Raw genomic sequence first — 21441 nt, forward strand, 5'->3', positions numbered from 1 at the left:
ACTATTTGAATTCATCTTGCCATCAAAGCTAATTGAAAGTTTTCCATCTAATTCTTGCACTTATTTTGTTGTCTTATGCTTCATATAACAAATATATTATATTTTTATATTATTTATATTTTTTGTTCATATAAATTTTGCAATTTAAATATTTAAAAATTCATTTTTAGCATTGACTATAACCATAAATAAAGCATATAATAATTATTATGAAGGATGAATAATTCATTTTTGCATACTTCATCATTTTACATCAAACTATGACATTTTATATTAATCTGATATAAATATAAGCTTGAAAGGAGATTTTTGTATGAAAAATTTATCATTAATCAGTCAAAATATCTGTGATTTACTTAAAGGAGAATACAATGAGGTTATATATAAGGCATGGCTTTTCTTTACTGAAAAAGCTTTTATTGAAGAAGAAAATATTATAATTACTGTTCCTAATCAATATATTAAAGAAACCTTAGGAGAAAGGTACCTCTCTCATATTGAGGAGCTTTACAGACGAGAACTTCAATTTTCAAAGCTAATAATAAAAACAGATGGAGAAAATGATATTGATAAAAAGCACAATAATTTTGAAGAATATCTACAAGATGAAAATCCTTCAATCTTCATGGAAAAAATAATGCTTTCTTCAAAGAAATTTTTTGTTTCCTTTTAGTATCAATTACTATAGCCCTCTAATTAAATATATAATATAATCAATATGAAATGCAATGTATCCTTAAAGTGATATTTTTCATTTCATATTATTTTTTAGGGAGATTTTATAATGAATAAAAGAAAATTTTTAAGATTCATCCCTCTTCTATTAATCGTCTTAATAATCAGTTACTCTGCTTTCTGGGTATTAAGTTATTCCCGCCCTACCGAAGATGCTATTACAGCATTTAATAGCAATAGTAATATTGAAGTATTAAATGATAAGTTTATAACTTTTACACCAAAAGATAAGAAAACTGAAACCGGATTTATATTTTATCCAGGCGGCAAGGTAGCTCCTGAAGCCTACGCTCCTATATGCAGCAAAATAGCTTCACAAGGCTATAAGGTTATAATAGTACCTATGCCTTTAAATCTTGCAGTCTTAAATGGCGATAAAGCTCAAGAGGTAATAAAAGCTTATCCCGAAATTAAAAATTGGGTTATAGGTGGACATTCTTTAGGGGGTGTTATTGCAGCAAGCTTTGCTAAAAAGCATACTGATGAAATAAAAGGACTTGTTATGTTTGCAGCTTATCCTCAAGCAAAAGACGATATGTCTAAAGATGATCTAAAAGTTTTATCATTATGGGGAAGTGAAGATGGTTGTGCGGACATTTCTAAAGTTACTGGAGCTAAAGCTATAGTTCCTAAAGATGCTGAGTTTATGCCTATTGAAGGCGGAAATCATGCTCAATTTGGAAGCTATGGTGCTCAAAAGGGTGATAATCCCGCTAAAATTCCTGCAGTTCAGCAGCAAAGTATTGCAGTACAGTACACCGTCAGCTTATTAAGTGAAGTTTCAAAATGATAAAAAGAGGGATCTTGCCACTGCTGAGTATACCGAAGATAGCACAAAAGCCGGCTTAAGCAATGTATAAAATACAATGTTTAAGCCGGCTTTAAAATATTCATCAAAATATTATATTACTGCTTTTTAGGTGCCATAATCATTATCATATTATTTCCTTCAAGCTTTGCAGGCTTCTCAACTACTCCTGCTTCACCAATTCTATCAACAAAATCCTGCATTACTTTATATCCAACATTAGTATTAGCATTTTGTCTTCCTCTAAATCTAATAGTTACCTTAACTTTATCTTCATTTTCTAAAAATCTTTTAGCATTATTAGCCTTAACATCTATATCATGATCTTCGATAGTCGGGCTTAATCTTATTTCTTTAAGATCAACAATCTTCTGATTTTTCTTCATTTCTTTTTGTTTCTTAGATTGTTCATAAAGAAATTTATTATAGTCCATAATTCTGCATACAGGCGGATTAGCTCCAGGCGAAATCATAACTAAGTCCATGTCCTTCTCTATCGCCATATCCAATGCTGCTCTTGTACTAATTATTTCACTACCTTCATCAGAAACTAATCTAATTTCCTTTTCTCTTATTCCTTCGTTTAAATTTGCATTTTTATTAATAATAACACCTCCATTATTTTACCTTTTAGTTTAACACAAATTTATTTTATTATTATAGTATATGTAACAAATTAGCTTATGTTATAAAATAAATGCTATCAATACCTTAAGCACTGATAGCATTTATACTATTAGTCAGCTAAAGATTCAGCCAAACATTCTTCAATAACATCTTCTGTTATTACAAATATTCTTTCTTCGTTCATTTTTACCTCCTAATTTCCTAGAGACCTTGAATTTCAACATAAATTCTGTAGTCTGCGTCTTCTTATAGAATCGCTGCAATATACTAGTATACTTATAAGAAGTATCATTTAGTACAAAACACAAACAGAATTTTAATAATCAGGAATTAAATTAGAAGGAAAAGAAGGGCAATATTGATTGTAACAGACCTGTCAATTCTAATTATCTATATTTCTAATATTTAAAACAAAGTCAATTTTGCAAATTTTAACTTGCAACTATTCTATAATTTAATTGATTTTTTTATCAACTTAATAAGTATAATATATTCAGCCATAAAACACAAGTTATTTCTTTTGGAAAACTTTTTACTAATAGAAACAGCTGAGGCAGGATTTTATTATTCTTGCTTCAGCTGTTTTTTAACTATAATTATATAAAAAACTTTAACACAAATAATATTCCTATTATAAAAGTTGCAATTGATATATCTTTAGCCTTTCCAGTAGCTAGTTTAATAACTACATAGGATATCATTCCAAATGCAATACCATCAGCTATGCTGTAGGATAAAGGCATTATTATAAGTGTAATAAAGGCTGGTATAGCCTCTGAAAAATCAGTAAGGTCTATTTCTTTTATTGGCTCAAGCATAAACAATCCAACTAATATTAATGCTGGTGCTGTTGCTGGTGCAGGTATCATTAAAAATAGTGGTGATAGAAATAATGCTATTATAAACATAACAGCAGTAGAAACAGCGGTAAGTCCAGTTCTTCCACCTTCCGCTACTCCTGATGCACTTTCAACATAAGCAGTTAAGGCACTTGTTCCAAGCATAGCACCTAAAGTTGTTCCAATTGCATCAGCAAGCAGTGCATGTTTAGCTCTTGGCACATTTCCCTTTTCATCAATCATATTTGCCTTTGTGGCAACTCCTACTAAGGTACCTATAGTATCAAACATATCCATAAATAAGAATGTAAATAAGACAACAAGCATATCTAAACTAAATACATGATTCCATTCAAAATGCATAAAAGTTGGTCTTAAGGATGGTGGAGCACTTATAAAGCTTGTAGGTATTTTTGTTATTCCCATTGGAATTCCTATAAGAGTTGTTGCCAGTATTCCAATAAGAAATGCTCCTTTAACCTTTCTTGCTACTAATATTGCTGTTATTAATATTCCTATTATAGCAAGAAGAGTAAACGGATCTCCTAAGTTTCCAAGCTGTACTATTGTACTGCCCTCTTTATGAATTACAATTTTAGCATTATCAAAACCTAGAAACGCTATAAAAAGTCCTATTCCAACGGAAATTGCTCTTTTTATATTAAGTGGAATACAGTTAACTATAGCTTCACGAACATTAAATACAGTTAAGAGTATAAATATAATTCCTTCAAGCAGAACTGCAGTTAATGCAAACTGCCAGGAGTACCCCATACCTTTGACTACTGTAAAGGCAAAGAAGGCGTTAAGTCCCATACCTGGTGCCGCAGCAAAAGGTAGTTTTGCATAAATTCCTATAAATAGCGTAGTTATTATTGTAGCTATAGCAGTTGCAGTAAAGACAGCACCAAAATCCATTCCAGACTGGGATAGTATACTTGGATTAACAATTAGTATGTACGCCATGGTCATAAAGGTAGTTATACCTGCCACAATTTCAGTTTTAACTGTTGTCTTGTTCTCCTTTAATTTAAAAAATGTTTGTAACATTTTATCATCTCCCGAGTTATTTCTTTTAAGCACTTGTCCATATTATCAGTTTTACTTTAAAAAATCAATATAGTTTACGAACAATTTATTAAAAATATCCAATATAGTTTGCATTTAACGAATTTATTAATTTATTTTCAAGCCTAGTGTTCGTATATATTTTTCGTGTAAATTTCAATCTATATTTTATGCTTTCAGTAGCAAAGTTATTCTTAAATCATATACTGATATTGTGTTAGCAACTTTAGAAACCTTTAAGGAGGAGAAAAAATGGCTTATATAGCAAAACCAGATGGAGAAATGTACGATGCAAATTGTATGCCTATGATGAATTGTATCCCCCAAGAGACTGTGATTAAAAATGTAAGACTTGCAGCTGCCTATGTTCCATATCAGTTTATGTGCGAGCTCTTTAGACCAATAGAGGCATTAAAGAGGGGCACAGCCTTTCCTGAGCTCTATAGTCCTTATGAACCAAGAGATAAAAAATACAAATCACCAAAGTCATATGAATGCGATTAAGAAGGAGGCATTATTATGAAAGAAAATATGAGTAAAATGGATCTAAAAAGACAAATAGCAGCAGTTCATATGATGCTTGAAGATCTTCAATTATATCTTAATACCCATCCCACAGATAAAGAAGCTTTAGCAAAGCGAAATACTTTTGTTAAAGAATTTAAAATGTTAAGAGACGAGTATAACAAGTGTTTTGGCATGATATCTCAGGACGATTCACTCAGCCCATACCCATGGCATTGGATTAATGAACCTTGGCCTTGGGAATACGAAGCAAATTATAAGCTTTAAGGAAAGGAGATTTAGTATATGTGGACATACGACAAGATACTTGAATTCCCAGTTAAAATAAAAAATCCTAATCCAGCTATGGCAAAACTTATAATAACTCAATACGGGGGACCAGATGGAGAACTTGCCGCTTCATTGAGATACCTAAGCCAAAGATTTTCAATGATTACCCCTCAAGCTATTGCAACTTTAAACGACATAGGAACAGAAGAATTAGCTCACCTTGAAATTGTTGGAGCTATTGTTAATCAGCTAGTTAAAGGTGCTAGTCTCGAGGAAATAAAAAAGGCAGGATTAGACACCTATTATGTGGATCACGATAGAGGAATTTATCCTGTAAGTGCGGCAGGAGTTCCTTTTAACGCTGCATATATTCAAGTAAAAGGCGACCCAATAGTTGACCTGACAGAGGACCTTGCCGCTGAACAAAAAGCAAGAGCTACCTACGAATACTTAATTAATATGGCTGATGACCCTGACGTTATAGAACCATTAAAGTTCCTTCGAGAAAGAGAAGTTGTTCATTTTCAAAGATTTGGAGAAGCTTTACGAATAGTTCAGGATCATTTACAGGAGCCTCACTTATTCATGATGCCTAAACCAGACTTTTTAAAATAAAATACTTAGCTTTCCATAAAAACTGTTGAAGCTTAATTCAGCAGTTTTTATATTTACGTTAACTTTACTTAAATGTAGTGAAATTAAGAAGAATTTATGTTATAATTTGAACTTGTGTGTCAAAATTATAAATAAAGGATGGATGTAAACTTTGATTACAGTAACTAATGTTAGTTTAAGATACGGTGATAGAAAACTTTTTGATGATGTAAATATAAAATTCACTCCTGGAAACTGTTATGGAGTTATAGGAGCAAACGGTGCCGGCAAAAGTACTTTTTTGAAAATTTTATCTGGTGAAATAGAAGCAAACACTGGAGAAGTAAGCATTGCCCCTGGTGTTAGAATGTCTGTTTTAAAGCAGGACCATTATCAATATGATGAATATGAAGTTTTAGAAACAGTTATAATGGGAAATGCCAGACTTTATGAGATAATGAAGGAAAAAGATGAGCTTTATGCTAAAGCTGATTTTACTGATGAAGATGGAATTAAAGCATCAGAGCTTGAGGGAGAATTTGCTGAACTTAACGGTTGGGAAGCAGAATCAGAGGCTTCAACTCTTCTTCAGGGGCTTGGAATAGGAATAGATATTCATACTAAAAGAATGTCTGAGCTTTCCGGTTCTGAAAAGGTTAAGGTACTCTTAGCTCAAGCAATATTTGGAAACCCTGGCGTTCTTATACTAGATGAGCCTACTAACCACCTTGACATAAAGTCTATTAATTGGCTTGAAGAGTTTTTAATAAACTTTCAAGGTACAATTATCGTTGTATCCCATGACAGACACTTTTTAAATAATGTATGTACTCATATGGCTGACGTTGACTTTGGAAAGATTAAGCTTTATGTCGGTAACTATGACTTCTGGTATGAGTCAAGCCAATTAGCAACTCAAATGGCTAAAGACCAGAATAAGAAAAAAGAAGAAAAAATTAAACAGCTCCAAGAGTTTGTTGCTAGATTTAGCGCTAATGCTTCTAAATCAAAGCAGGCTACGTCCCGTAAGAAGCTTTTAGATAAAATTTCTTTAGATGATATTCAACCTTCAAGCAGAAGATATCCATTTGTCGGCTTTAAACCTGAAAGAGAAGTTGGAAATGATATATTAACTGTAGATAGAATTTCTAAAACTATCGATGGGGTTAAAGTTTTAGATAATGTAAGCTTTACTATTTCTAAAGATGATAAAATAGCTTTTGTTGGAGAAAACGAAATAGCTACTACTACTTTATTTAAGATTTTAACTGGAGAGCTTGAGCCAGACAGCGGTGAGTTTAAATGGGGAATAACAATAACTAAGGCATACTTCCCTAAGGATAACTCTGAGTTCTTCAATGATGTAGATTTAAGCTTAGTTGATTGGATGAGACAGTTCTCTGATGAAAAAGCTGAAAGCTATTTAAGAGGCTTCTTGGGCAGAATGCTTTTCTCTGGAGAAGAAGCGTTAAAGCAGGCAAAGGTACTTTCCGGAGGCGAAAGAGTAAGATGTATGCTTTCTAGAATGATGTTATCAAGTGCTAATGTTTTAATACTAGACCAACCTACAAACCACTTAGATCTTGAATCAATTACTGCAGTAAATAACGGACTTATAGACTACAAGAGCGTTGTGTTATTTGCTTCACACGACCATCAGTTTATTCAAACTATAGCTAATAGAATTATAGAAATAACTGAAACTGGTGTTATTGACAAAAGAGTAACTTATGATGAGTATCTTCAAAGTAAAGGTAACTAATTTATAGATAAATAATAAAGGCAGATTTTGAATTCAAAATCTGCCTTTACTATTTATCTTTTTTATTTGTATACTTTTTTAATTAACATATATACTGGAAGACCTATTAAAGTAACTGCTAATCCGTATATTGCATAAGTTGTATCAGTTATAAGAGTACTTATCAATATATAGATACCGCCAACAATTCCAATTATAGGAACAATCGGATATAATGGAACCTTGTATGGCCTTTCAAGATGTTTGTGCTTTGATCTTAATATAAATATTCCCGCAACAGTCATTACAAAGAATATCCACATAACAAATACAGCAAGATTTGTAAGTGTATCAAAAGAACCGCTCAGAACATATAAAGCCGCTAAAACAACCTCAAACACAAAAACATTTATCGGTGTTCCAAACTTTTCATTTACCATTCCAAAGAATTTAGCAAATGGAAACAGATTATCAGAAGCCATAGCAAATGGAACTCTAACACCTGTCATTAAATAACCGTTTAAAGCACCAAAAATAGATATCATTATACCTGCTGCGACAAGGCCGGCACCAGATTTTCCAAACAATATAACCGCAGCATCAGAAGCAGGTTTTGATGAGTTAATAACCTCTGAAACAGGCATAATCTTTACGATTGCAATATTAATAAGTATATAAACTCCTATTGTAACTGCTAGTCCAACTATTATAGATCTTGGAAGATCCTTCTTAGGATTTTTAAGTTCTCCGGCCATATTTCCTACTCCAACCCAGCCATCATAAGCCCATAGAGTACCAAGTATTGCGGCTCCAAAGCCAGCTATGCCCGTTGAAACTGCTGGCTGAGCAGCTGAGAAGCTGTTTACCTGACCTTTTATAAGTCCAAAAACTATTATGACAAATATAGGTATCAGTTTCCCTATAGTTGCAAATAACTGTACTTTACTGCCAAGCTTTGTTGAAATAATATTAACCCCAGTTATGAAAAACAGCATAAAAATAGCAAGCATCTTTTGCTGAACTTCAGTCATTGGAATAAAATAAGTAGCCTGTGTAACAAATACAATTGACAGCGCTGCTGCAACCCCTGGAACATATACTAAAGCTTGAACCCAACCAAATAAAAAGGCCCATCTTTCACTATAAAGTTCCTTTAAGTATGCAAATACTCCTCCTGTCTTGGGAATAGCCGCTGCAATCTCTGCTACAGTAAGAGCTGAGGCCATTGTTATAACGCCGCCGATTACCCAGGCTAAAATTCCAAGCATAGGAGTGCCGGCATTTTTAAAAACTGAAGAGGCTTTAAAAAATATTCCCGAACCGATAACTACTCCAATAACTACAGTAATAGCTTCTGAGAGTCCTATTTCTTTCTTAAGGGTCTTTTTTGAATCTTCTACATGATCATCAAGCTTACGAGCTTCCATAAATTAAATTCCTTTCTTGTGTTATTTGTTGTAAATACTTTTTATGATATTTTTAATTATATTCATATTTTATTAAAAAAATCTCAACGAGTCAATGAAAATAACTTTCAATTCGATTTTTTATTTTATTATATGACATAATAATTTATTATCACTTTTATCTACTTATGCATAGTATAATTAAGAGCATAATTATTAGGAGGATATAATGTACTTTTATCCTTAGGCTGAAGAAAAGTTAAGAGCACCTCGATATTCAATTTCAATTAACACTCATATTTTATAAAATCTAAAATATAAAAAGACTCTACTTCTAGCTTGGTACTAGATGCAGAGTCTTTCAAAACTAATATTTACTTTAGCTTTTCTGTAAGAACCATTGGAGGTATTCCATAGTTTCTATAATATTATATTTCTATTTCAGACTAAATTCTTACTTTAACACAAAGTTTATAAGACTATTTAGTATTAAATCTTTATGATATCCATATTAATTAAGGCATGAAATAAAGATGAAACGTGTAGTGCTTGTAAAAAATCATTATTTTTAAGATTTTCGAGCACTTCATTCAATGGTTTTAATATTACTCTTATTTGTTCTGTTTCATCAAGACTAGCATCTTTAGTTAATTCAACATTCAATGCGAGAAAACAATAAGTTAAATTATTATGATTTGCTGGATTGGCAGAAATAGTACATGTATGAATAAACTCTTCTCCTGTATAGCCTGTCTCCTCTGCCAATTCTCTCTTTATTGCTTCAACAGGAGACTTATCTGTTGGCTCCATCCCACCCGATGGTAATTCTAAAAGTGTCTTTTGACACCCATGACGATATTGTTCCACTAAAACAACTTCCTTTTGTGTAGTTATTGCTACAACATTTACCCATGTTGGATATTCATATACATAATACGGAGCAATAATCCTGCCATTTGGCATTCTACATGTATCTACCCTCAAAGAAATCCATCTGTCCCTGACAATATGTTCAGATTTCAATAATTGCCAATCAAAGTTTTGCATATATCTCACCCCTTACTTGTGCTTACCACGCTTAACCTGTTGCAGTTCACTGCTTACATTACAATTTGTAAACCGAGCTACCCATATCAACCATTTATGCTGTAAAATCAAACCTGCCTCAGGGACAAAGCAGAAACTAAAGCTTTTTTCCTGAGGCTGGTTTATATAGGATTAGATTATTTAGAAAATTATCTAATCTTTTTCATCAAATGTACTCTATTAGTTTGACCACTTAGCTATAAGAGCCTTTGCATCAAGGTTTAATACTTCTTTTGCCTTATCTGATACTCGGCTGTCCATTGGAGCATTGTTAAGGTGCTTAACAAAGTCCTCTAAGTGTTGTACAGCCTGAGAAGCTTTGCTGCTGTCACTAAAGAATTTTGCCTGACGAAGACTGTTCGATAACTGAGGTACTAGTGGTCCAACTACCTCTTTGTCAGCAATATATCCGTTAAGTAGCTTTTCTACGGAAATTATGCTTGTATCCACAGTTACTGCAATCCTATTGCTTTCTACCGTTATTCCATCAAGTGTTACTTTTGCATAAATTTCTGCAATACCAACATTTCCTGCTGTGATAACTCCTGTATTACTATTTACTGCGGCAACAGCTGAATTTGTTGTGAGGAATTCCACCTTTGCTTCCTTTAAGTCAACAGCATCTCCATTATCAAGCTTTGCTGTAACGGTCGCACTGGAAGTATTATTTCTCTCAAGCTGCACATTATTAACTGTTAGAGCTGCACTGCCAAGCATAACCTTGAAGTTAACCTTATAAGTTGCTCTTGTTAATCCATCTTCTGCAACTACATTTATAGTGGAGCTTCCTGGGAACCTTCCTGCCTGAGTTACAAATGCGAAAGCATTTGGATCCTCTGTTGTTACAGTAACCTTTGCTGCAACCTTTGTTGCAGCTGGAAGAGGTACATTGTACTCAAAGGTATTTTTGTCGAAGCTTGCAATCAGAGTATCCCCTGCTTTAATTGAGCTTAAGCTTGCATTATGAGATAAAGTATCAGGGTCTGCCAGGCTAACAAGTGATATTGCAAATATCTTAGCACCACTCTTATTTGGTAGCGTTATGCTTAAAATCTTTTTTGAGCTATCTACAGTTACAGGCTGACTAAACAGGTTCGTCGCAGGCCCAACTATACCAGAATTATTCGATATTCTATGGTCAATGGAGTAAGCTACCTTCTCATTGGTACCAGGTCCCTGACACCAGTCTGTAAAGGTAAGATTTTTGCTGTCGCTTGTTCCATCTGCATAGTTAACCTTTATAGTTCCAGTATGAGTACCATTAGCACCAGCTTCAAGCAGGTAAATTGTTTGAGCTGAAGCTTCCTGAGGAAGAGTAATTGTTTGACCTAAGCTAGAAACTATATTTTTATCAGTTCCGGTCATGGAACCAAGCTTGAATCTAATATTACCATATTCTATTATTGATGGTATTGCATTACCATCATAGGCCCAGCCCACTCCGTCAAACATACCTTCTTTTGGTTTGTCAGGTGTGCTTGCACCATCAAGATCGAAGTAAGCAGAAAGATCCACTGAAGAAGATTTGCTCTGCAGCATCTTATAGGAAATCTCTTCTGAAGCTTTTCCTTCTCCAAGTATGTTGCGAGGAACAACACTGAAGTAATAAGCTTTTCCTATGATTAGATTATCAATAGTAACAGTGTTTTTCTTAATCGCTGTAATTGTACTTCCATATACACCTGGTTCTGTGCCATATTTCACGTCCACGCTTTCAGTGTCTTTAGCAAAATTCAGGTTTAATGTAACAGAAGTATTATTTTGAACTATGCTCTCTATCTGTGGTGCCTCCGGCACAGCCTTCGGGAAGTCTGCATCATCTCCATAAACTTGGAATTCATAAATTCTGGCAGCCACGTCATTGGAATTTGTAGGTTTTGTAACCTCAAGCTTTACATATCTTCCTTTCACAGGAGCTGAAAGTATATCTTCAGTAATACTGTCCTTGTTTCCAGTACGTGTTACCACCTCTGTCCAGCTATTATTATCACTGCTGACTAATATCTTATAATCCCTTGTATTCCACTCCGCTGACTCTCCACCAGCGCCTGCGTGATAAAGCTTGAAGCCATCTATTGTTCTCTCGGTCTCTAGGTCTATAACGTTCCAGTGAACATCAGCGCGACCATTGTTATAGCACCATTTTGTAGCCGTATTACCATCATTAATTAGGTTAGCTGCCTCGTTTGAATTCATCTCTCCATCAGCTTTAGTCGGCTTAAGTAATGCTATATTTGCTCCAGCAAAGGCTGAAACCTTCTCTGATAAAGCACCTATATTGCCTGAATTATCTTGAGCACACACAGCGTAATAATACTTGCTTATACCTGTAAAATCTGTATCTGTATAATTAGTGTCAGTAGTACTTACAAGAAGCTTGGCATCAGAGAAATCTTCCTTGGTGGCTCTGTAAATAAAGTAGTTCGAAACTCCAGTATTATCGCTGGCTGCCTCCCAGGACAAATTAATTGCAGTGTTGTAATACTGCTTTGCTCCAGATGCAGTAAGGTTATTTACCTTGGATGGAGCCTGTTGATCAGTAGATATTAAAACATTACCATCAACCAGAGTTATAGCAGCAAGCTTTATAGCCTTTACATCCGGTAAGGTTATGCTCTTTACTGTCTTCTCAGCATCAAGCGCCATCTTATAAACATACATATTATTATCTATATCAAAGGTGTTTCCATCCGGCATATGTGTATGTGTAAGGTGAAGGCCTATAGTATCCTTAATATAGGTATTTTGAGCGTAGCCTACAATATCCTTCCAGCCTGCGAAGCTGAAGGTTCTCATAGCTGAGGTTCCATCTGTATAATTAACCTTGAACTCTCCGATTCCAATACCTGAAGTAGAGCTGCCAAGCATAAATAGATATTGATGCTTTCCTGCATTAGCTACCTCTATTGTCTGACCCGCTGCCTGAACTATATTGTTCTTTCCATCCGCCTTAGGTCCTAAATTAAATGTTACATCCTCATTTACAACCTTATCTGGCATTAAGTCTGCTGAGTAAGTTTCTCCGTTTCCGTTATAATTTCCATCTTTTCTATTTGCATCATAAGACATGCCGTCAATATTGTAATAAGATGCAAGGTCTACAGGTTTCGATTGCGGCTTTGCTTCCTTAAACATTGCGGAATTGTCAAGATTAACAAGGAATGTCTTAATTTCATACTTGTTTAAGCTGGTTGTAAAGCTGTTTCCGCTTATCTCTGGAGAAGCTGTGCCAGTAATTACGTCCTCGATAAGGTTAACTTCCTTAGCCTCAGTAATTGACGCTGGGAGAGTTACCTTAACGCTTGAATTGTCTTTCCCTTCAGTTTCAACTAATCTTACTATATAGCTTCTTGATCTGTCTTCGCCATTCTTTTGGTCTATTCCTCTTACTTCTGCCTTCTTCAGGGTTGGCATTACAACGTTATTATCTGCAGAGCTTACCTTTGCAAAGGAAGCTGAAGAAGGAAGGTCACCTTCATGATTTGAAGCAGCGAAAGCTGTTATTGGATAATTATACTGGTAGCCCTTTAAAGCAACCTCAGCTTCTTTCCAATCTCCGCTGTGAGGGTAGAAGGAGTATTTAATATCTCTGTTTCCTATGTCTGATGCTCCACCTCTGTTATCCGTAGGAGATCTCAGCAATGACAGACGGAGAACTCCTTCAGGACAGTCCCAACCGCTCTTGCTGTCGCTTAGTACTGATACCCCATAGCCATCCTTTGACATATCCGCAAACTTATAGCCTACTACCTCAAATTGGCTCTGTGTATCTACTGCAGGCCTGCTTATTGTAGCATAAGCTATATCGTAGGTAACATTTTCAGGATGTACGCTCATTGGGAAGGCCGCCTTAAGCATCTTCTGCTTTTCCTGCCAATTTATTTTAAGCTGTACATCTATTCTGTCGGTATTGTTATAGATAGTTATATACTGATCAATTGTAGAAAGTCCTGATGGAGAAACCTTTGATACCTTAAAGGTTGCCTTTGTAGGGCCATTCTCAACTAGCGCTACAGGTTTTTTTACAGTATTAGCCACCTTAGGTGTTGCTGTCATATCATCATAATCTACATTCCAGGCTTCCCACTCTCTTGGAGTGTCTTCCAGAAATTGAAGTTCGTTAAACTGCTTTCCGGCTTCAACAACTTCTCTGTTATTCTTCTTGTCATATATGCTTGATATATTTCCTGTTTCTTTGTCTATAGTTACCTTAAAGAATTGGTTTTCAAAACTTCCGCTGCTTTCGTCTACCTTAATAGTAGTAGCTAGCCCAGCAGCATCTTTTTCTACTGCTCTGTAAACTGAATAGCCCATAGCAGGAACAGCTACTTCAAAGGCCACTACAGCCCTGCTTCCACTTCTGCTTAAAATTTGGCTTGGGACTTCCTTGCCGCTGGCATCCAGTATTGCAACCGGCTTCCCTGCAGAAGTTAATGCAACATCTGCCTGTACAACTTCTGTTCTTTCCCATGCTAATGAGTTGTAAAGTACTATTGGCTGTCCTTCGCCCTGTGTTTTTATTCTGCTTGCTATACCGTTTAAGGCAGTGTTCTTTGCACTGTTTAGCTTATTCAAAGCAATTTCAGCATCATTGAAAGCATCATTATATACAGGAGCTATTGCTGAACCTGGAAGCACATCGTGGAATTGATTTAAAAGCGTTCTCTGCCATGCTTCATTAATCTTTTGCTGAGGATAGCTTACTGCTCCTAATAATTCGCCTACAGAGCTATATATTTCAGCCTGCTCAGCAGCTTCTTCAGAGTATCGATTATACTTTTTTATAGGATCTGAGGTTGTGCTGACACCCCTGTGATTCTCAAAATATAATTCGTTATCAACATTTGGTACCTTGATATTCTTATCCTTTACCTGCTGTTCTAAATCCTTAAAAACATTGATGGTAGTGTTCATTTTTACATTTGGATTAGCAGGGTTGCTATCGAACTGATTAATCCTGCTTATCTCCGTCTGATTAGGCCCGCCGCCGTGGTCACCACTACCATAGAGAACAAGACTTGAAGTAAGTCCCTGGCTTATTGGATAAGCTAAGGTGTTTAAAACTCTGTCCTGAGTTACATCACCAAATACGTAATCATTGGTTGGCTTGTAACTTGTAACAGTGCTGCCGTCAGGTGCTGTCCAATTAAAATACTCGTAGGGCCATCTGTTCGTGTCGTTCCAGTTAAGCTTAGTAGTTACAAAGTAGTCCATGCCGCTCTTTTTAAAGAACTGAGGCATGTTGTAGCCAAAACCAAATACGTCTGGCACATAAGCTACCTTAGGCATAGTACCATAAGTGTCTCTAAAGTAGTTCTGTGCAAGCAAAGACTGCCTTACCATGGATTCACCATCGGTATTGTTCAAATCCGGCTCAACAACTTGTCCACCTACTATCTCCCACTGTCCGTTCTTTACTTTTTCTGCAATCTTTGCAGCCATATCAGGGTAATATTCCTGTGCCCATTGATAAAGCTGAGATGAAGAAGCTGTAAAACGATAATTGGGATTCGCATCCATTAAGCTAAGCGCTCTGTTGAAGGTATCAGGAATTATATCCTTTATAGTCTCTGAATATCTCCAGTTCCAAGCAGCATCAATATGGGCATTTCCTATCATATTGACGGTAGATGTCTTATCATAGGCTTGAACGGTTCCCGCAGGCAGTACAGTCAATATCATAGATGCCGTCATACCCGCGCCTATAAATTTTTTTAATGCTTTTCTCATATTCTCCCCCCATTTATTTGTTTACCATAGTTGAAATAATAAATTATTCAGCAGCACCCTATTCTGCTTTTTTTATCCAGCTGTCAGTTGATTACTTTAAACCCTTTTTAAAGCTATCCCATTTGCTTAGGTTGCTCTGGCTTGCCAGGAGCTTTTCTCTTAAGGAGGCATCATTGTATTCTACAGAACACACCTTTGCTCTAAGTGCATGGCTCTTTAAAAGCTTATACAATACAGGCGAAGTGTTTTTCGCCAATTCCTCGGTTGTTTCATCTGAAAACTGGACTTTTTCTCGTTCTGCTTCCTCATAAAGCTTCTCAATATCTTTTGCATCTGCAAGATCATATTTGTATAGAAGATTTTCTTGGGAAAACCAGGTGTAAAGTTCCATTTCGTAATTGTTTAGCCTCTTTACTACTTCTTCATCCTTTTCAAGCTTTCCAGCATAGGTATTCCAAAGCGGCAAAAGCTCACTTCCTCTTAAATATTTAGAAACAAAATCCTTTGAAGCCTTTCCTAAGAGTTTATCGGCAATCTTTTCCACAGTCACATTATTATCGCCGCTATTTTTAAGAATGTAGTTTAGGATATTATCCTTCCTGCCCGTGTCATGATTTATTAACTCTTCCATATAAGCCACAGTTAAAGGCATCTGAGTATAGTGAAGGAATTCTATTCTTGAAGGTGAATTCTGAAGCTGTGCCTCGTTAAGAGGAATAAGCGCTAAACTTTTAGGGTCTTTCAATCTCATGTAGGCGTAGCGTTCAAATAGATATTGAAGCTCTTTATCATAGGAAAGGTTTAGGCTGCCCCTTATGTTCTCTGGCAAGCTGACAAGAGACAGGTTTTCATAGTAGGTAGCAAGACCTTCATAAAATTCAAGGAGAGGTGCTTTGAGATATCTTTCTTCTGGCAGTTTTGCTTCAAAGAAGGAATGGAACATCCTGTGTGATAGAAGCTGCCAGTCCCGTTTATTATCAGGATCAAAGGTGCTTGCTAAATTCTGTGAGCTTACTCCGCCTATGATATAGTTCTGTTTTTCCCTGCTTTTTCTAAGAATTATCATCGAGTAATTATCCAGCTTGTGGTCAAACAAAACTGAATAATAATTATATAGGCTATCTATGCCTTTTTCGGCTTCTGAATCATAGTACTGCTTAGCCTCTGAATCCAGATACACTGTATAACCTTTGCCCTTGGAATCTGTATGTATATGCTTTTCAAACCTTCCAAAGGTGAAGGTTGCTTGCCTAAGCTCGTACAACTGCATCCAATTTGGGTTTTCTAATTCAGATTCGGCTATGGTACCTTGTTTGGGATAGGGTATAATAGCCTCCCAGGTATCCGGCACTGCAGACTTTACTGTGATTTTCCTAATGATATCTTCCTTGGGATTATCGTAATTAAGAGCCCTCATTGGCAGAGCCAAAACAGACTCTCCTGCAAAGGTCATCATATCCTGATAAATTTGTCCATTGTCGCCGTGTTTTCCAGAGCCTCCAATTTGAACATTGTAGGAGTAGTTTATATATTCAGCACCTTCGCTTAATTTATCTATAACTATAATCCCGTTTTGCTCCTTAAAATTCACCTTTCTGTTGAGATTGTCCGTACACTTCTCTTCACTGGTATTCATTGCACCCTTTACCAATATAAAAGTTTTTTCTTCTGCTGCCTTTAGAGGCTTTATTCTTACATTCACATTAAGCATTTTTTCTTCTACTGAGAAAGGCTTTATTGTGTACTCCAACTCAATTTTTCTCGGATAGCTGTAAACTGCATATATGCCTATAAAGATCAGCAAAACGGCTAAAAATATGACAGGTTTAATCCACCGATTCTTATTGAACCCTTTTTTCTTAGATTGCTTCTTCTTAATTTTTCCCATTTTCTCCCCCAACAAACCAAAGCTTATCCTCTTAAAACTACAGGGCAAGAATCAGCTATAGCTTTACTTCTTGCCCTGCACATGCTCAAGCTATATTTGATTAATTTATAGGTTTACTATTTTTACTGCTTCCTCTACAATAGCCTTGGCATTTTTTATTGCCTTTTGTGCCTCAACTCTGTAGATTGGCTTGTTCTTAAACCTCTTTTCTTCCTTAACAGCCACATCAGCTGCGAAGATAACCAAATCAGCATTATCAGCTTCCTTTTGTGAAATTTTATTCTCTATTCCTATAGATCCCTGGGTCTCCACCTTTATTTGGTGTCCCAGAGTCTTAGCAGCTTTTTCAAGAGCTTCGGCTGCCATGTAGGTATGTGCAATGCCTGTTGGGCATGCAGTAACTGCAACTATTTTCATTTTATCCCTCTTCCCATTTAAGCTTTATTTAAAGTAATTGATAAGGCTGTGCAAAGGCTACATTCCTAATCCCTGGTCTTCTTCAACTTCCTGAGAAACAGGTTTCTTCAAGGCATTTACCATGGTAGCTGTAACGGCAATACCTACAAGAACGGCTATTATGAACATAAGCTTGTTATCCACAACCGGAAGCACTATTGGCCCCCCGTGTGGAGCATGGTCCGCAACTTTTCCTAAAGCAGCTACAGCTGCACCAACTGATGAGCCTATCATTATTGATGGTATTACTCTAAGAGGGTCTGCAGCTGCAAAAGGTATAGCTCCTTCTGTAATTCCTATAAGTCCCATTGCCAGCGCACCTTTTCCTGCTTCCTTCTCAGTTTCGGAATATTTTCTTGGTGCTAAAAGAGTTGCAACTCCCATTCCAAGCGGAGGAATACAAATAGCTGCCGCAACTGGTCCCATTACTGTTGACAAGCCTTCTGCTATCATTGCTGAACCGAACATGAAAGCAACCTTATTTACCGGTCCGCCCATATCAAAAGCAATCATAGCTCCCATAATAAGTGCTAGGAATACTGAACTTCCCTGGCTCATGCTCTTTAAGCCATTTGTCATGCTTGCCATTAATGAGCTTATAGGATTTCCCAAAACATATATCATAAGTCCGCCAACGATTAATGAAGTTAAAAGTGGAATAACAAATATTGGCATTATTGGTCTTAAGTTTTTATGAACCTTCCATCCTTTTATCCATCTTGCAATATATCCTGCTAATAAACCTGCTATGATACCGCCTAAAAATCCAGCCTTAATGTTGTTTGCCAGAACACCGGCAACCATACCAGGAGCAATACCAGGCCTGTCAGCTATACCATAAGCTATAAAACCAGCTAATATTGGAACCATCAGCGAGAAAGCTGCTGAACCGATATCCATCATGTTCTTTAAGATTGGAGCTGTAACAACTGCACCTTTTCCTTCCTGAACTCCACTAAGCGCGATTGAAAAAGCAATAAGTACTCCACCTATAACAACTATAGGTATCATGTAGGAAACCCCCGTCATCAGATACTCACGCAGTCTTTTTAGTTCTTGTTTCATTTTTAATACCCCCAATAATTAAAATAATTTATTATTTCAAATCCTTTAAAAATTATCTCTTAAAGGATTATCAATCAGTTAACTAGCCTACCTCAATATCGCTCAAGGCATCAAACACTTCTTGCTCCGTGCGCGCCTCTCTAAGCACCTTGACAAATTCTTCATCCATAAGCTTTCTAGAAAGCTGTGCAAGTATCTTTAGATGAAGATTTTCCGTATTCTTTTCAGGCACACCCAGGAGAAATATCAGATCAACCAGTTCGTCATCGACAGAATTCCAATCTATCCTGTTGTTTAATTTTGCAAATGCAACTAATGCCTCGTTTACCGTTTCTGATCTGCCGTGAGGAATTGCAATTCCATTTCCCACTCCCGTGCTGAATTCCTTTTCCCTATGCAGTACACAGTCTAAAAATTTCTCTTCAGAGGCTATCTTGTTTTCCCTCTTCACTAGGGCTATCAGCTCTCTTAGTGCCTCATTCTTATCTTTTGCCTCCATGTTCAGTGCTATCAGATTCCTGTTAATCAACATACATAAATTCCTCCATAATCCTATAAACTTCCTCGCTGTCCTTCGAATTTTTCAGAAGGGCTCTATTCTCACTGGATTCTATAAAGTTATATAAGCCTCTAACCCATTTTGTTGACCTTTTAATATTATCCGGGCTTATACATAGCAGAAACACTATATCCGTTTTTTCGCTTCCCCAATCTATCGGCTTCTTTAATATGCTTATGGTAAGGCAGGAAGTCTTAACCAACCTAGGTTCTCCATGGGGAAGTGAAATCCCCCAGCCCAAGGCGGTAGAATAAACCTTTTCTCTCCCTAAAACACTATCAATAAATCCCTTCTCAACATATCCTCTTTTCACAAGACCTTCACACATCTCTCTGAGCAAATCTTCCTTGCTGAATTGTTCCTTTCTTATGAAAATCATGCTTTTGTCAATAAATTCATGTACTGTACTTTTGTCTGCACCTCTGCTTGTTAAGTGGTCTATATACAGATCAATCCTTCTGATATCATTCTGGCTCAGAAGCGGGCTTATCATAAGCACAGGCTTTGCAGCCGTAACAGGCACCGTGGATATCACTATGTCCACATCCTCAAGCTTCCTATGTTTGAGTTCAATTGCAGATATTACATCAACTATTTCTACTTCCTTAAAGCTTCTCTCAATTCTGGCAGATATTATCTGAGAGGTGCCAATTCCGCTGGCACATACAACAAGAGCCCTTAGAGGATTTTTATTTCTCTCTACAGCTGCTGCTAAATGAAGACATATATAGCCTATTTCCTCCTCCGGCATAGTAACACCAATGTATCTCTCAAATATGGTATTGGTCATGCAAGCTGCTCCAAAAATTTCCATGTAGTTTTCTTTTATTTCTTTTAAAATAGTATTTCTTAGGGTTAAGCCGTATTTTAGTCTGTTAATTGTAGGCCTCAGATGAAGAATTAATCCATTCATCAGCTGTTTGTCCTTGCTTAAACTGATATTCAGGGCTCGCTCAGCTACAGAAACTATTTCCTTCGCCATAATCACTGCAAGTTCATTTTCACTTTGTTCTTCAAAGCTGACCTTAATATCACAGCTTTTTCCCTCCAGAATCTTTGTGCCCAGTATGTGCAGCAGTATGTATCCTATTTCAGCCTCAGGCAGTTTTACCTTAAAGGAGCTTTCAATATCAGCTGCAATCTGCCTGGCAATCTCATATTCTTCATTTTCTCTAAGGCCTTTAAGAGTTTCCTCCGAAAGCTTAATGTCCTTCTTTTCCTCAAGCCTCTTGATTGCTATTGCTATATGCATTATTAGACTTATAAAAGCCTCATCTGAGAACTTAAATTGTAGCTTGTCCTCAGCCTTGTTAACTATTTTCTCTAATAGACTATAATCAATATTAACTAAGTCTTTTAATTTGGAAATTGAGTTATGATCTATCTTGCCCTCGTAGTCTTCAGAAATAAGTTCATTTAGTTCAACATATCCTTTATTACTGACTAATAAGGAAGCAACAGCTTTTCTCCAATCCTCTTCACTGCCAACTACTTCTATACCGTGATTTGGCTTTTTCAAAAGACCCAGATTAAATTTAGACAGCCATTCTTCTACCCTTTCCAAGTCCTTCTGAAGAGTTACACGGCTTACATATAAGCTTTCAGAAAGCTCTCTGGCAGTAGTTGAAGTCTTGCACATAAATAAAACCTTCAAGATATGATTCAACCTATCCTCCGGAGAATATGGTTCCACATAGTTTGCACTATCCTTAATTTTATTTATAAGCTCCAGTTTCTTTTCTTCAGGGCCTTCAATGGTTATGCCCACACCTGGTTTTTTACTCAGTTTCAAATCTGCTTTTAAAACAAGGCTCTCGAGTTTGGCAAAATCATTTCTGATAGTTTTATTGGATACCTTTAATTGCTCAGCAATATAATCCACTGATACAGGTGTGTGGTTTTTCAAAACCAGCTCCAGTATCTTTTGCAGCCTATCCATAATTTTACCTCCCTTACATTAATTTCAACTTACAATTTTATTATAACGTTTTCATATGCTGCCTTCAATATGTCAAGCGGCCCTATTTCCTTCCTCATCGATGTG

16 protein-coding genes are annotated in these 21441 nt (G+C 36.2%); 6 read left to right on the forward strand and 10 right to left on the reverse strand.

All coding sequences use genetic code 11. The features are described 5' to 3' along the window. Positions 1–313 precede the first annotated feature (313 nt). Together JK636_RS07725 and JK636_RS07730 are read left to right on the forward strand one after the other, a co-directional pair. On the forward strand, positions 314–673 hold the full coding sequence (locus tag JK636_RS07725; protein WP_202748248.1) for a DnaA N-terminal domain-containing protein: 360 nt from the start codon (positions 314–316) through the stop codon (positions 671–673). A 111-nt stretch (positions 674–784) separates the two neighbouring features. Continuing rightward, positions 785–1525, forward strand: coding sequence for an alpha/beta hydrolase (locus JK636_RS07730; RefSeq protein ID WP_202748249.1), 741 nt, complete (start codon positions 785–787; stop codon positions 1523–1525). A 116-nt stretch (positions 1526–1641) separates the two neighbouring features. On the opposite strand, the gene infC is transcribed toward JK636_RS07730, so the two are convergent. Further along, positions 1642–2151 (reverse strand): translation initiation factor IF-3, encoded by a 510-nt coding sequence (infC, locus tag JK636_RS07735; RefSeq protein WP_202748792.1) that lies wholly within the window; start codon positions 2149–2151, stop codon positions 1642–1644. A gap of 615 nt (positions 2152–2766) precedes the next feature. Beyond that, on the reverse strand, positions 2767–4059 hold the full coding sequence (locus JK636_RS07740) for an NCS2 family permease (protein WP_202748250.1): 1293 nt from the start codon (positions 4057–4059) through the stop codon (positions 2767–2769). 270 nt (positions 4060–4329) lie between these two features. Here JK636_RS07740 and JK636_RS07745 point away from each other — a divergent pair, with 270 nt between their 5' ends. The 4 genes from JK636_RS07745 to JK636_RS07760 all read left to right on the forward strand — a co-directional run bounded on the left by JK636_RS07745 (position 4330) and on the right by JK636_RS07760 (position 7228). Next, the gene (locus tag JK636_RS07745; RefSeq protein ID WP_202748251.1) at positions 4330–4581 is read left to right on the forward strand and encodes a spore coat associated protein CotJA; all 252 of its coding nucleotides are present in this window, start codon (positions 4330–4332) and stop codon (positions 4579–4581) included. 15 nt (positions 4582–4596) lie between these two features. After that, positions 4597–4869, forward strand: coding sequence for a spore coat protein CotJB (locus JK636_RS07750; protein WP_207751703.1), 273 nt, complete (start codon positions 4597–4599; stop codon positions 4867–4869). 18 nt (positions 4870–4887) lie between these two features. Next, the gene (locus JK636_RS07755) at positions 4888–5487 is read left to right on the forward strand and encodes a manganese catalase family protein (protein WP_202748252.1); all 600 of its coding nucleotides are present in this window, start codon (positions 4888–4890) and stop codon (positions 5485–5487) included. Between the two features lie 151 nt (positions 5488–5638). Then, positions 5639–7228: an ABC-F family ATP-binding cassette domain-containing protein gene (locus JK636_RS07760; protein ID WP_202748253.1), complete on the forward strand. Its 1590-nt coding sequence runs from the start codon at positions 5639–5641 to the stop codon at positions 7226–7228. 62 nt (positions 7229–7290) lie between these two features. Here JK636_RS07760 and JK636_RS07765 read toward each other — a convergent pair whose 3' ends face one another. From JK636_RS07765 to JK636_RS07800, 8 genes are all read right to left on the reverse strand, one after another. Then, entirely contained in the window at positions 7291–8634 is a 1344-nt protein-coding gene (locus JK636_RS07765; protein ID WP_202748254.1) for an APC family permease, read from the reverse strand. Between the two features lie 468 nt (positions 8635–9102). Continuing rightward, positions 9103–9597, reverse strand: coding sequence for an NUDIX hydrolase (locus JK636_RS07770; RefSeq protein ID WP_202748255.1), 495 nt, complete (start codon positions 9595–9597; stop codon positions 9103–9105). A gap of 282 nt (positions 9598–9879) precedes the next feature. Further along, positions 9880–15429: a glycoside hydrolase family 38 N-terminal domain-containing protein gene (locus JK636_RS07775; RefSeq protein ID WP_202748256.1), complete on the reverse strand. Its 5550-nt coding sequence runs from the start codon at positions 15427–15429 to the stop codon at positions 9880–9882. A 91-nt stretch (positions 15430–15520) separates the two neighbouring features. Beyond that, a complete protein-coding gene (locus JK636_RS07780) occupies positions 15521–17317 on the reverse strand; it encodes a hypothetical protein (protein WP_202748257.1) in 1797 nt (598 codons plus the stop codon). A 105-nt stretch (positions 17318–17422) separates the two neighbouring features. Continuing rightward, positions 17423–17734 carry a PTS fructose transporter subunit IIB gene (locus JK636_RS07785; RefSeq protein ID WP_202748258.1) on the reverse strand — a complete coding sequence of 104 codons (312 nt, stop codon included), beginning with the start codon at positions 17732–17734 and terminating at the stop codon, positions 17423–17425. 57 nt (positions 17735–17791) lie between these two features. Then, entirely contained in the window at positions 17792–18838 is a 1047-nt protein-coding gene (locus JK636_RS07790; protein WP_202748259.1) for a PTS fructose transporter subunit IIC, read from the reverse strand. 82 nt (positions 18839–18920) lie between these two features. Beyond that, positions 18921–19370, reverse strand: coding sequence for a PTS sugar transporter subunit IIA (locus JK636_RS07795; RefSeq protein ID WP_202748260.1), 450 nt, complete (start codon positions 19368–19370; stop codon positions 18921–18923). Then, the gene (locus JK636_RS07800; protein ID WP_202748261.1) at positions 19360–21336 is read right to left on the reverse strand and encodes a BglG family transcription antiterminator; all 1977 of its coding nucleotides are present in this window, start codon (positions 21334–21336) and stop codon (positions 19360–19362) included. Before JK636_RS07800 ends, JK636_RS07795 begins: the two co-directional genes overlap by 11 nt. Positions 21337–21441 lie beyond the last annotated feature (105 nt).

Source organism: Clostridium rhizosphaerae (genome assembly GCF_016765585.1).
Taxonomy (GTDB): domain Bacteria; phylum Bacillota; class Clostridia; order Clostridiales; family Clostridiaceae; genus Clostridium_AT; species Clostridium_AT rhizosphaerae.